Genomic DNA, 12,976 nt, shown 5'->3' with positions numbered 1-12,976 from the left:
CGGACGCCGCCACGTTTGATCAGAGTCCTGCTATGCCAGGATGCGGGGACCGAAAAGCGTGACCGCGTTGTCCCACAGGATCCTGGCCTTGGCCTCGTCCGAAATCGGTTGTGCGTCGAAGTCCGGCAGCGCCTTCTCCGGCCGCGGCGCGTCCGGATGCGGATAGTCGGTGTTCCACGCGATGTTCTCGCCGCCCAGGTGGTCCACCGCGTAGGACAGCGCGCTCTCGTCGCTGTCGCAGGTCACCGTGACCTGGCGCTTGAAGTACTCGCTCGGCAGCATGGGCAGGCGCTCCACCGCGTTGCCCATGACGCTGTTGCGCCCGTGGGTGTGCTCGTCCATCCGCCCGAGCCAGAAAGGCACCCAGCCGACGTTGGACTCGAGGATGCCCAGGCGCAGCCTGGGGAAGCGGTCGAGGATGCCGGTGAAGATGAAGTGCCCCATGGTGGCCATGTTGTCGCACGGGAAGCCCAGCGCGTGGTCGAGGCCGCGCAGGGCGAGCTGCTGCATGTCGCGGTCGTCCACGTTGCCGCGGTTGCCGCCGGCGAAGGGGTGGAAGCGGCGCTGGCGGTACTCGCCGTGCACGGAGATGGGGAAGTCCAGCTCGCACGCCAGCCCCCACAGCGCGTCGTACTCGGGCTCGTGGAGCCAGCGGCCCTCGGGCAGGAAGGGGTTGCGCACCGATACGGCGCCCAGCTCCTCCACCGCGCGCCGCGCCTCCGCCACCATGTCCCCGGTGTCCGCGCCCGGCAGCACCGCCACGAACTTGAGCCGCTTGGGATCGGCGTCGCAGTAGTCCCTACACCAGTTGTTGTAGGCCCGGCACATGGCGGCGCCCAGCCCGGCGTCTTTCAGCGCCACGCGGTAGGCGAAGTTGCCGTTGTTGCCAGTGGGCAGCAGCACCTGCACGTCCCAGCCGTGGGCGTCCATGTCCTTCAGGCGCGTTTCCGCCGACCACCACGTGCGGTACTGCTCTCCGTACTTTGCCTCCATGTCCGCCCACGCGGTGCGCGGCAGCTTGGGCTGCTTCTCCGTCTTGGGGATGATGCGCCCGTCCGGCTCGTACACCATGAAGGCGCCGTCCATGAACGCCACCTTGGGCACTTGGTCGCGGTAGGCGGGCTCGACGTAGCGCTCCCAGAGATACTGCGGCTCGTGCATGTGCGCGTCCGCGTCCATGACCTTGAATCCCTTCCACATGGCGGCGCTCCTTTCGGCGGGTGTCCGGTTACTATTCCCTGTTTCGCCGCCCTCTTCAACCGGCGGCGGCGCTTGACAGCACCGCGCCCGTTTCATTAGGGTCGCGGGCGTCATGACTTCTCAAGCATTTGTGGACTCGGTCACGGAGGGGATCATTCAACCGGGCGTCGAGCGGTTGATGGCCTGCCGTTATTTCACGGACCTGCGCGAGGGCACCTTGACCACCCGCCGGCTCCAGGGCTTCGCGCTGCAGCATTACCTGCTCAACATCGCCATCAACAAGGGGTTCACCCTGTGCATGGCCAAGAACGCCCACAACCAAGAGCTCTTCGACCTCTATCTGCACGCCTTCACGGAAGAACAGACCCATCCCGACCTGATGAAGCGCTTCGGCCTCGCCATCGGCCTCGCCGAAGAGGACTTCGCCGAGGCGCTGCCCATCTTCGAATGCCAGGCCCACGCCGCGGCCATTCTCAGAGGCATGTTCCTGGGCTCGCCGGCGGAGACCCGCACCAGCGCGCTGGTGAACGAGAGCATGGTGGGCCGTTACGCGGCGGAGTTCGACGCCTGCCTTGCGCGGCAGTACGGCGTCAACGACCACGACCGGGAATTCTTCACCGTGCACGCGGTGGCGGACCAGGAGCACACCGCGCTGGCGGCCCAGGTCATCGCGCGCTTCTGCACCACCGAGCGCGACCGCCAGGTGGTGACCCACGCGGCGCGCAACATGGTGCGCTTCAAGCTGGCGAAGTTCGAGGGGATCTACGACGAATACGCCTGACACCACACCAAGTTCCCCAATTTGGATGAGACCCGGTTGACGGGGAAAAGCGAAGCCCTATAATCGACGGTAACAGGAGGGTTGCGCATGGAAGACAAAACGGCGTCCGTCTCGTTGCCCGAAATTCTCTCGGTCTTCCCGTTGACGGGGGTGCTGCTGCTGCCCGGGACGCGCCTGCCGTTGCACATCTTCGAGCCCCGTTACCGCAACATGGTGCAGGACGCGCTGGAGGCCGAGGGGGTCTTCGGCATGATCCAACCCTTCACCCCCCAAAAAGACAACAGGCCCCCGCCGGGGGCCGAGCACACCATGCCGGATCTCTACGAGGTCGGCTGCGCCGGCCACATCGAACGATGGGAAAAGTCTCCGGACGGCCGCTACATGGTGCAGCTTCGGGGTATCAGCCGCTTCCGCGTGAAGGAAGAGTTGTCCGTGGAACGCGGCTACCGGCGTGTGCTCCCGGACTACACGAGTTTCGGCGACCTCGCTGACGCCGCCTCGGAAGCCGTCGATCGTCCGCGCCTGACCCAGGCCTTGAGCCGCTACGCCGAGGCCCGCGGCCTCTCCGTCGACCTGGGCCAGCTCCGCCCCATACCCGACGCCGACTTCGTGAACTTTCTGGGCGTCGCCATGCCTTTCCACCCATCGGAGAAGCAGGCGCTCCTGGAAGCCGGGTCCCTCAGGGAACGGCAAGATTTGCTCGTCAGCCTCCTGGAGTTCGGGGGGGACGCGCCGGCGCCGCCGTCCGGCTCCGGGTCGCGCACTCTCAACTGAGCAGATCCACGAACTCCCGTGCCTTGGCCACGAGCCCCGCGTGGCCCTCCCGTGCCAACACGTCCGCCAGGAACGCGCTGCCGAGCACGATGCCGGTGACCCCCAAGGTGGCGTACTCGGCGACGTTGTCCTTGTTGACGCCGCCCGAGACCATGAAGCGGGCATCGGGGAAGGGGCCCAGCATCTGCCGGATGAAATGCGGCCCGCCCACGCAGTCCGCGGGGAAGATCTTCACCAGGTCGGCGCCTGCGCGCAACGCCTGCACGACCTCCGTCGGGGTCGCCCCGGCGGGGATGGAGGCCACGCCGGCCTCGCGGCAAAGCGGCACAAGGTCCAGCTCCAGGCTCGGCGAGACGATGAAGCGCGCGCCCGCCTCGATACCGGTGCGCGCCTGCTCCTCGGAGAGCACCGTGCCGGCGCCGACGTGCACCTCCCCTTCTCCGGCCAGCGTGCGGATCACCTCCGCGGCCCCCGGGACGGTGAAGGTCACCTCCACGAACCGGACCCCGGCCTCGCCCACGGCCCGGGCCGTGGCCAGCGCCTCCTCTGCGCTCCTCGAACGAATCACCGCCACCAGCCGGTGCGCCTGCATCGAGGTCATCAACTCGGTCTTGGTCATGGTGACACTCTTTCGTGTCCGCGAATCGATGGACGGACGGGCTAGCTCAGGCTCAGGCCGCCGTCAACGAGCAGGGTCTGGCCGGTCACGAAGTCGCCGCCGGTGATGAGGCCCAGGACGGCGCCGGCCACCTCTTCGGGTTTGGCCACGCGCCTGAGGGGATAGTTGGCCGAGGCGCGCTCGATGATGGCGTCGTAATCCGCGCCGTAGTGGTCGCGCATCCACTGGGTGTCGGTGAACGCCGGCGCCACGGCGTTGACCCGGATCTCGGGCCCCAGGGCCACGGCTAGCCCACGGGTAAGGTAGATGAGCCCGGCCTTGGCCGTGCCGTAGGCGAGGGACGACATGGTGGAAGGCGCGATGACCCCGGAGATGGAGGACACGTTGACGATCATCCCCCCGGTGGCCTTCAGGTGCGGCGCCGCCGCCCGCGCGCAGCGGTACGCCCCCTTGACGTTGACGTCCAGGGTCATGTCCCAGATGTCGTCCGTCAACGCCTCCATGTCCGTGATCGGCACCCAACGGGTGATGCCCGCGTTGTTCACCAAAATGTCCAGGCGCCCGAACCGCTCCACCGTCTGACGGACCATTTCGCGGACGTGGCCGTCGTCGCGCACATCGCCGTGCACGCACAGCGCCTCGGCCCCCAGCGCCCGCACCTCTTCGGCCAAGCTCTCCGCCTGCTCCTTGGCCGAGCGGTAGTTGATGGCCACGCCGGCGGCGCCGGCGCGGGCCAGTTCCAGGACCGTTGCCCGGCCGATGCCGGTGGCCGCCCCCGTAACGAGCGCGATGCGTTCAGACAGTTTCACGCGTTCCCCCGCAACTCCCGCGTTGCCGCCTCGTCGATGACCCACTGCTCCGGCAATCGCACCCTTTCGTCGTCCCGGCCGGTGAAGCGCACCACCACGCCGTAGTCCCGGGCGGCGGCCTCGGGGGTGATGTAGCCGTACACCACGTCCGCGCGCACGCGTTCGGGGTCGCGTTTCATGGGGTCGCCGTAGCCGCCGCCGCCGGGGTGGTTCAGTTGCACGCTGCGGTCCCCGCCCAGGTGGGTCTGGGCCTTGGGGTTGGGACGCTCGCCGCCGTCGAGGATGAACTCGCCGGGGAGGCCCGGGCCGCCCCCCATGATCCCGGGCGCGGCATAACGGGTGCGGTCGAGGATGCCGTTGACGCTCCACTGGCCGCGGGCGCGGTTGGCGAACTCGGTGAACTGGCCGAGGCCGCCGCGCCAGGTGCCGGCTCCGCCGGAGTCCACCCGCAGCTCGCGCCGGCGCATGACCAGCGGCGACAGGCTCTCGATGACCTCGGCGGGCACGCCCGCGACGCCGCTGGGGAAACCCACCGCGCTGAGGCCGTCCTTGGTGGGGCGGGCGCCGGTGCCGCCCACCTGGAAGACCGTGAGGTTGAACGCCGGGTCCTGGCCGCGCCACACGCTGAGCCAGATGGGGTCCGCGCTGGGCGCCATGAGCTTCCCCGGAAGCGCCTTGGCCAGCGCCGTGAACACCGCGGTGGGCACGAAGTGGCCCACGGTCTGGCGCGCCGCCACCGGCGCCGGCTCGTTGGCGTTCAGGATGGAGCCCGCCGGCGCGCTCACGTGAACCGGCCGGAAACTGCCCTCGTTGTGAGGCACGTCCGGATAGATGGCCGCCTTGGCCGCGAAGCTGGCATAGGCGTGGGTATAGTTCATCACCACGTTGATGCCGCGGTGGCTTTGCGGCGACGAGCCGGTGAAGTCGATGAAGATCTCGTCCCCGCGCACCGCGAGCTTTGTCTTGATGAAGATCGGCTCCTCGAAGCCGTCGCTCCAGGTCTCCCCTTCCCACTCGCCGTCATCGAGCTCGGCGATGGCCGCGCGCACCGCCTTCTCCGAGCGGCTGATGATCTCCTCGGCGACGGGGTCGAAGCTGTCGAGGCCGAACTCGTCCATGGTCTCGATGAGTGCCCGGCCGCCGGCGTCGTTGCACGCGGACTGGGCGTAGAAGTCGCTCACCACCTCGTGGGGAAGCCTCACGTTGGCGCGGATCATCTTGAGCAGAATCGGGTCGGGCTCGCCCGCGTGGAACAGCTTCATGATGGGGATGCGCAGCCCCTCCTCGTAGACCTCCCGCGCCTCGGCCGAGAGGATGCGCCCGCCGATGTCCGCGGCGTGGCAAGTGTTGGCGAAGAAGGCGACGAGTTGACCGGCCCGGAAGATCGGCGTGGTGATGGTGATGTCGTTGACGTGGCCCGCGGTCTGCCAGGGGTCGTTGGTGATGAGCACGTCGCCCGGCACCAGCGTTTCCGCGGGGAACTCCCGAAGGAAGTGCCCCATGGACGTGGCCATGGCGTTGATGTGGCCCGGCGTGCCGCTCACCGACTGGGCCACCATGCGGCCCTTGGTGTCGAAGAGGCCGCAGGCCAGGTCCTGGCTCTCCCGCACGATGGTGCTGAAGGCCGTGCGCATGAGCGCGTCCTGCTGCTCGTTGGCCACCGACAGGAGCCGGTTCCAGATGACCTCGAGGGTCACGGGATCGATGACGTCTTTGCTCATGAGAGAACTCCGTGCATCGGAGGGTGCCGAATCAGGCGTGCTGACCGTATTCGAACTCTACGATCACGTTCAGATAATCGTCAACCCGGGCGCGGCTGCGGGCGGTCACCACCAGGGTGGACTCCCGCTCCTCCACGATGGCGGGGCCCGGGAAGGTCATGCCCGGCGTCAGCGCGTAGCGGTCGTAGACCGCGGTCTCGACAAACTTGCCCCGGCCCGCCGAATACACCGGGCGCGTACCCTTCCGAGCCTTGGCTCCGTCCACCTTACGGCCCTGGGTGGAGAAATTGAGCGGCTGCTCCGGCCCCCGCGCCACCACGCGCCAGTTGATCACCTCCACCACCACGTCCGGGACGGTGCGGCCGTACATGTGCTCATAGGTGCGCTCGAAGGCCTCGGTGATGGCGGCGAGATGGCCTGCGTCCAGCACCCCGTCCGGGATGGGCACCGACACCTCGTGGCCCTGGCCGGTGTAGCGCATGTCCGCGGTGCGCTCGTAGACGATCTCGCCCGAGCCGAGCCCCGACTGTTCCAGGATGGCCCGTCCCTCGGCGCACATTTCGTCGAACATCCCGTTGACGAAGGACCAGTCCAGCTCGTCCAGGAGGCTGTAGGCGCTGCGCACGAAGTCGAAGGCCAGCGGCGCCGCCAGGAGCCCGAAGGTCGACCCCACCCCTGCCCCCATGGGCGAGATCAGCGTGGGCAGGCGCAGCAACTCGGCGACGTGACCGCCGTGCACCGGCCCGGCGCCGCCGAAGGCGTACATGGGCAGCTCCCGCGGGTCCTTGCCGCGTTCCCCGAGGTGTGCACGGGCGGCGTTGGCCATGTTCTCGTTGACGATCTGGTGGATGCCCCAGGCCACTTCCTCCACGCGCATGTCGAGCTTGCCGGCCACCGCGCCAAGGGCCTGCCTTGCCGCGTCCACGTCGAGCTTCATCTCCCCGCCGAGAAAATAGTCCGGGTCGAAGTAGCCCAGGATCAGGTTGGCGTCGGTGACCGTGGCGCCGGTGCCGCCGCGGCCGTAGCAGGCCGGCCCCGGCTCGGCGCCGGCGCTGTCGGGCCCCACCTTGAGAAGGCCCAGGGCGTCCACCCGGGCGATGCTGCCGCCGCCGGCGCCGATCTCGATCATGTCGATGACCGGGATCTTGATGGGCAGGCCGCTGCCCTTGCGGAAGCGGTAGATCCGGTCCACCTCGAACTCCCGCGCCTTCAGCGGATAGCCGTTCTCCACCGCGCAGAGCTTGGCGGTGGTGCCGCCCATGTCGAAGGAGAGGAGATCGGGATAGCCCGCGCGCTGCCCCAGCGCGGCTGCCGCCAGCGCTCCCGCCGCCGGCCCCGATTCCAGCATCCGCACCGGGAAGCGGGCGGCCGTCTCGGGCGTGCCGATGCCGCCGCTGGAGAGCATCACGAAGAAGCTGCCGCTGAAACGCAGGCCGTCCAGCCGTTGCTGAAGTTCCTGCAGGTAGGCGGCCACGCGCTCCTGCACGTAGACGTTGGCCGCGGTGGTGCTGGTGCGCTGGAACTCGCGGATCTCGGGCACCACGTCGGCGCTGACCGACACGCGGATGTCCGGCGCCACCTCGGCAATGAGCTCCTGGGTGCGGCGCTCGTGGGCTGGGTTGCGGAAGCTGTTGAGATAGCACACCGCCACCGCCCGCACCCCCTTGTCCCAAAGCTCGGCCACCAGGCCGCGCACGAAGTCCTCGTCCAGCGGCGTCAGCACGTTGCCGTCCGCGGCCACGCGTTCGGGCACATCGAAACGGAGGTAGCGCGGCACCAGGGGCTTGGGAAACTCGAGATCCAGGTCGTAGAGCTCGTAGCGGTGCTCGCGGCCGATCTCCAGGGCGTCGCGGAACCCTTCGGTGGTGAGAAGCGCGGTCATGGCGCCCTTGCGCTCGATCAGGGCGTTGGTGACCAGCGTGGTGCCGTGCACCACGGTGCCCGTCTGGACGCGGTCCACGATGCCGGCCTCCAGCCCCTCGCGCATGGCGGTTTCCACCGCCACGCTCGGGTCGCCGTGGGTGGTCAGGGTCTTGCCGATGAAGGAGGTGCCGTCATCCGCCACCAGCAGCAGATCCGTGAAGGTTCCGCCTATGTCAACGCCGACACGGTACATGGAGGCCGGACAACCGCCGCTATTGCGCGAACAGGTCCATAAGGGCGTCGGTCTGGTCGGCCGCCGCCGGGCGCAGCAACGGGATCTTGACGCCCGCGTCGCGGTACTGCTGGACACGGGCCTTGACCTCGTCCGGAGTGCCACTGGCCGTCATGCCCTCCACGTAGGAATCCGGGATGGCCTTGATGAGGGCCTCCATGCCGCCCTCGGCATGGGCCTTCTCGAACGTCGGGATGTCTTCCTCGTGGATGTATGGCTCGCCCACTTTCATCTTCGGACGGGCGATGAACGGGAGCTGGACGGGGTCGAGCTTGGTGGCCACCTCCCAGCGGATGGCGTCCAGGGCCTTTTGGTGGTCGTCGGCAATGGAGCAGTTGATCAACTGGGCGACCTCGAACTTCGAGAAGTCGCGGCCCGCCTCCTCGGCGGCGTCCTTGATGATCTTGAGGGCGTTGGCGGTGTACTCGGGCGAGCAGACCGCGTTCAGCACCACGCCGTCGCCGATCTGGCCGGCCAGCTTGAGGCCGGGCCTCGCGGTGGCCGGGATGTAGAGCGGGATGTTGGTGCGCAGCGGCTTCCAGCCGATGCCGACGTTCTTGAACTTGACGAACTGGCCTTCGTAGTCGACCTTCTCGCCGGTGAAGAGCAGCCGCATGGACTCGATGTATTCCTTGAGGACCTGAGGGGGGTCCTGGTGCTCCATGGCGTGGACCCGGGCGTGGCTTCGGGTACAGGCGCCCGGCGCCAGCGTGATGCGCCCGCCGGTCAGCTCGTCCAGGGTCATCAGCGACTGGGCCATGCAGATGGGCGTGCGCAGACGGACGATCTGCGTGGCTCCCAAGGTCACCTTGGAAGTGGCCAGACCCATGGCGCTCAGGGCCGAGACCGAGTCCCGCATCAGTTCGATGGTCTCGGAAAAGAAGCCCATCTCGAAGCCCCGTTCCTCCGCCCGCCGCATGAGATCGGCGATTTCCCGGACGTTGGTGAACTTCCCGTAACCCAGTGCGAATCCGACTCTGGCCATGACCTCTCCTGACTGGTTAGATGCAACCGCTCACGATCGTTGACGGCACGGTGAGCACGCCGGTGCGATACGCCGCCGACGACCCGATGGTCCTGCGCTTCGAGCTCCGGTCGATTCAGAGGAAAGCGGGCGGGTGTTGCGGTGTGCCTGAAGAAAAGGGTTTTGTATCCGACCGGTTGCGGTTCGTCAAGGAACGCGCGCGTGCCCGCATCGGCCGGCGCCCGTTGCGACGCATCTCGCATTGACCGGTCAAGGTGTTGGAACGAAACTCCCTTCCAGGGCCATCTCGATGGCCATCTTGTAAGGGAGCACGGTCACCTTTCCGACCTTCAGAGCCCGTTCGCCGCGATACACGCCGAAAGCATGCCCGATGTCACCGGTCTGCAACAAGACATTCAATCCCTTGTTGAATTTCTCCTGCCAGACATTGGACGACTTGATTTCAAAGCCCGCGGCCTGCTCTCCCCTCTTCCAGATCAGGTCCACTTCGTTGCCCGCCTCCGTGCGCCAGTAGAAGAACTGCGCGCCGTGAGACCGCCACACGTTGAGTGCCCTGAACTCATTCAGAACGAAGGCCTCGAACAAAGCGCCCGTCTCGACCGCCGAGGGTTCGTCCCGGTGCCTCCCCATCAGGGCACGCTGCACGCCGCAATCGAACAGGTAGAACTTGGGGTGAGCCACCTCCTTGACCTTGGCCTTGTTGCGGTAGGCGGGCAGGTGCCAGCCCAGCAAGGTGTCTTCCAGGATGCCGAAATAGCCTTGGACGGTGGACCTGGCGACGCCCACGTCCCGGGCGATATTGGCGATGTTCAGCAACTGCCCGCTCATCATGCCGGCGACTGACAGGAACCGGTAGAAACTGTCAAGGTTCCTGACCAGAGCTTCCTGCTGAATCTCTTCCTTCAGATAGGTCTCGACGTAGGCATCCAGGAACTCGACCTTCTCGGTTCGGGAAACCGATGTCACACTCAAGGGCAACTGTCCGTAACGCAGAGCCTCCGGCAGGCTGAAGTCCTCACCGACTTCAAGCATGCTCAGTGGAAACATCCGTTTCAAAAGGGCGCGTCCCGCGAGCATGTTGGCATGGGACCGCTTTAGCTTCCGGGCGCTGGACCCGGACAGTGCAAACCGATGGTCCTGTCCGCTCTCGAACAGGAGCGCATGCACCTCGTCGAGCAACTCCGGCAGCTTTTGCACCTCGTCGATAATGATCCAGGGCCGCCGGCCGGGCAACGCGGCTGCTTCCTGAGCGAGAAGGGAGGGGTCCCGCTTGTATCGAAGATACTCGCCGGACTTGAGGAGATTGATGCTCAGGTCTGCGTGGCCGAGACGTTGCTGCAGCCACACGGATTTCCCGGTGCCACGCGGGCCGAACAGGAAGAAACTCTTTTCGGGCAGATCGAGTATCCTGGAGTACATGTCGGCGATCCCGTTATTTTGACGGTAAAAATAACGAAATAACCGACATTTGTCAACCGGGGGCCACCTCATCGATGACTTCCGGGAACGCCACGCCAACGCCCTCTGATCCGTGGCTACAATTTGTCGTGCACCCCCGCGCACTGGCGCATTGCGGCACGCCCCTCGATTGCGTAAGCTCTGATCACGATGGTGGGGCTGGACATCGACGGCGTGGTGGCCGATTTTCTCTCTCCTTTTCTTATCCGTCTGGAAAAGCGCGTCGGCAAGGGACCGATCCCGGCCGAGTCGCTAAGCAGCGTGCGTCTTTCGGCGCATCCGGTCTTGACCGAGGAAGCCGTGAGGGACTGCTCCGACGCCGTGCGGCGCGACCCCGGGTTCTGGGACGGGTTGGACTCGCTCCTGAGCGCCCAGCAGTGGTTGCGGTTGGAGCAACTGAGCCGGCGCGGGTTGCTTTCATTCATCACGCACAGGACCGGCCACGAGAGCTGGGACATCCACGCGGTGACGTCGGAATGGTTCCGGCGGCACGGCATCACCAACCCCGACGTGTACCTGGTGGAGAAAGAGAAGTCGGCGGTGGTGGACAAGCTCGGAGTGATGCTGTTCGTCGACGACAACTACGAGAACTGCCAGGACGTGGCCGAGAACACGAACGCCCGGGTGCTGATGCCGCACCACCCCTACAACCGGTCGTTTTCGCATCCTGGCGTGATGCGGATCATGCATTTCAACCAGGTCTTCACCGAGATCGAGCGCTGCCTGGACCTGTCCGCTCCGACCTCGGTTTGAGGAACGACAGCAACGGAGGCTCATCATGTATGGTTGGCGCGCGCGTGTAGGCCATGTGGCTCCGTCCCGCGGAGACACCCTGGTGTACGAGTTCTATCGAATGCTGCCCGCGGGGTTCCAGTTGCTCAACAGCACCGGCACCATCCGGCAACTGGTGGACGCCGACTTCGAGCGACAGCTCGAACGCATCGAGGAAGCGGCCCTGGACCTGGTGGACAACGGTTGCGACGTGATCATTCTCGGCGGCTCACCGCTCTTCACCAAGCTGGGCTACGGCAGCGACACCGAGATGGGGCGGCGCCTGAGCGAGAAGACCGGCGTCCCAATCACCGCCGGCATCACCGGCGAGGTGGAAGCCCTCAAGGCCATGGGGCTCCACAGCCTCGTGGTCGCCACCCCCCACGAGGACGACCTGAACGCGCGCATGAAAGCCTTTCTCGAGGCCTCCGGCTTCGAGGTGCTTCAGATCGAGGGCTATGGCGTGCGCAAGAACTCGGCCATCTCGGACCTGCCGGTCCACGCCTCCTACAAGATCGCCAAGCGCCTCTATGAAAAGGCCCCCGAGGCGGACGGCATTTTCATACCGTGCCCGCGCTGGCCCACCATCGAGGACGTGGAGATCCTGGAGCACGAGATCGGCAAGCCCGTGGTCACCAGTTGCCAGGCCTACATCTGGTACGCGCTGAAGCTGATCCGTATCCGGGAGAGCGTGGCGGGCTACGGCCGGTTGATGGGTAGTCTGGCCGCGTGAGCGCGGATCTGCTCGATCAGCAACCCTCGGTGGACATCCACGCCCACCCCGGCCGTTTCCACCGGGACAATACCGGCCTGGAACAGCGTATCCGGCAAATGGTCCGGGGCGGCCTGAGCGCCGGTTTCTTCTGCGTGAGCACGGACCGGGCCGTCATCCGCCGGGACCGGGAAGTCGGCAGGATCCGGGCGCACCGGGCGTTCGAGCCCGGGGAATCGTACCGCGACACCTGCTCGCGCTTCGCCGTGCTCGACCCGTGGTTCGCCGAAGGCCATCTCCCGCGGGTGCTGAGTCCCGCCGACGTCCTGCGCGCCAAGCGGACGCGCCGGCCCGGCGCCATCCTCGCCGCGGAGGGCGCCGACTTCCTGGAGGAACGCATCGACCGCGTCCAGGAGGCCCACGACCGCGGCATCCGCTCCATCCAGCTCGTGCACTACAACATCAACGCCGTCGCCGACATCCAGACCGAGGAGCCGCGCCATCACGGCCTGACCCCGTTCGGCGCGCAGGTGATCCGCGAGATGAACCGCCTGGGCCTGATCGTGGACGTGGCCCACGCCACCGAGCAGGTAACGCGGAACGTGGTGGACATCACCACCCGGCCCATCATGCTGAGCCACACCGCGCTGCGCCGTACGCCGCGCAAGTACACGCGCTTCATCTACGCCGACCACGCGCGGCTCATCGCCTCCACCGGCGGCGTCATCGGCGTCTGGCCCGCGGGACGCGGCGGCCTGGAACGGTGGACCCGGCGTTTCCGGAAGCTCGCCGACCTCGTCGGCCCCGAGCATCTCGCCGTGGGCACCGACATGGACGGCCTGCGCAACACGGTCTTCGACGACTACGCCGAGCTGCCGAACCTCGCGGCCGCGCTGCTCGCGGCGGGGTTCTCCAAGAGCGAGGCGGCGGGGATCCTGGGCGGAAACTTTATGCGGGTTTTTGGGAAGGTGGCGGAGGGGGTTTGACGGCG

12 protein-coding genes are annotated in these 12,976 nt (G+C 66.9%); 5 read left to right on the top strand and 7 right to left on the bottom strand.

The genetic code is table 11. The features are described from left to right. Positions 1-30: 30 nt before the first annotated feature. Positions 31-1,200: an amidohydrolase family protein gene (locus OXU42_03715; GenBank protein ID MDE0028497.1), complete on the bottom strand. Its 1,170-nt coding sequence runs from the start codon at positions 1,198-1,200 to the stop codon at positions 31-33. Positions 1,201-1,312: 112 nt separating this feature from the next. On the opposite strand from OXU42_03715, the gene OXU42_03710 reads away from it, so the two are divergent. After that, the gene (locus tag OXU42_03710) at positions 1,313-1,981 is read left to right on the top strand and encodes an iron-containing redox enzyme family protein (GenBank protein MDE0028496.1); all 669 of its coding nucleotides are present in this window, start codon (positions 1,313-1,315) and stop codon (positions 1,979-1,981) included. An 87-nt stretch (positions 1,982-2,068) separates the two neighbouring features. Further along, entirely contained in the window at positions 2,069-2,755 is a 687-nt protein-coding gene (locus OXU42_03705) for an LON peptidase substrate-binding domain-containing protein (protein ID MDE0028495.1), read from the top strand. Here the strand turns inward: OXU42_03705 and OXU42_03700 are convergent. The 6 genes from OXU42_03700 to OXU42_03675 form a co-directional block, all read right to left on the bottom strand. Next, a complete protein-coding gene (locus OXU42_03700) occupies positions 2,748-3,374 on the bottom strand; it encodes a bifunctional 4-hydroxy-2-oxoglutarate aldolase/2-dehydro-3-deoxy-phosphogluconate aldolase (GenBank protein ID MDE0028494.1) in 627 nt (208 codons plus the stop codon). The genes OXU42_03705 and OXU42_03700 overlap by 8 nt on opposite strands. A 41-nt stretch (positions 3,375-3,415) precedes the next feature. Beyond that, positions 3,416-4,183 carry a glucose 1-dehydrogenase gene (locus tag OXU42_03695; protein ID MDE0028493.1) on the bottom strand — a complete coding sequence of 256 codons (768 nt, stop codon included), beginning with the start codon at positions 4,181-4,183 and terminating at the stop codon, positions 3,416-3,418. Continuing rightward, entirely contained in the window at positions 4,180-5,904 is a 1,725-nt protein-coding gene (locus tag OXU42_03690; GenBank protein ID MDE0028492.1) for a hydantoinase B/oxoprolinase family protein, read from the bottom strand. The genes OXU42_03695 and OXU42_03690 overlap by 4 nt, the downstream gene beginning before the upstream one ends. 31 nt (positions 5,905-5,935) lie before the next feature. Further along, positions 5,936-8,020, bottom strand: coding sequence for a hydantoinase/oxoprolinase family protein (locus OXU42_03685; GenBank protein MDE0028491.1), 2,085 nt, complete (start codon positions 8,018-8,020; stop codon positions 5,936-5,938). 19 nt (positions 8,021-8,039) lie between these two features. Further along, the gene (locus OXU42_03680; protein ID MDE0028490.1) at positions 8,040-9,044 is read right to left on the bottom strand and encodes an LLM class flavin-dependent oxidoreductase; all 1,005 of its coding nucleotides are present in this window, start codon (positions 9,042-9,044) and stop codon (positions 8,040-8,042) included. Between the two features lie 249 nt (positions 9,045-9,293). Continuing rightward, on the bottom strand, positions 9,294-10,535 hold the full coding sequence (locus OXU42_03675; protein MDE0028489.1) for an AAA family ATPase: 1,242 nt from the start codon (positions 10,533-10,535) through the stop codon (positions 9,294-9,296). Between the two features lie 117 nt (positions 10,536-10,652). Between OXU42_03675 and OXU42_03670 the strand changes: the two genes are divergently transcribed. From OXU42_03670 to OXU42_03660, 3 genes are read left to right on the top strand one after another with little or no spacing between them, the layout of a single operon-like run. Beyond that, on the top strand, positions 10,653-11,255 hold the full coding sequence (locus tag OXU42_03670; protein ID MDE0028488.1) for a hypothetical protein: 603 nt from the start codon (positions 10,653-10,655) through the stop codon (positions 11,253-11,255). Between the two features lie 25 nt (positions 11,256-11,280). Continuing rightward, complete coding sequence (locus tag OXU42_03665; GenBank protein ID MDE0028487.1) at positions 11,281-12,006, top strand: hypothetical protein; 726 nt, start codon at positions 11,281-11,283, stop codon at positions 12,004-12,006. Beyond that, positions 12,003-12,971, top strand: coding sequence for a membrane dipeptidase (locus tag OXU42_03660; GenBank protein ID MDE0028486.1), 969 nt, complete (start codon positions 12,003-12,005; stop codon positions 12,969-12,971). The genes OXU42_03665 and OXU42_03660 overlap by 4 nt, the downstream gene beginning before the upstream one ends. The last annotated feature ends 5 nt before the right edge of the window (positions 12,972-12,976 follow it).

The sequence above is a fragment of the Deltaproteobacteria bacterium genome, assembly GCA_028818775.1.
Taxonomy (GTDB): Bacteria; Desulfobacterota; Binatia; order UBA9968; family JAJDTQ01; genus JAJDTQ01.
This window is presented reverse-complemented; position numbering and strand designations above follow the sequence as displayed.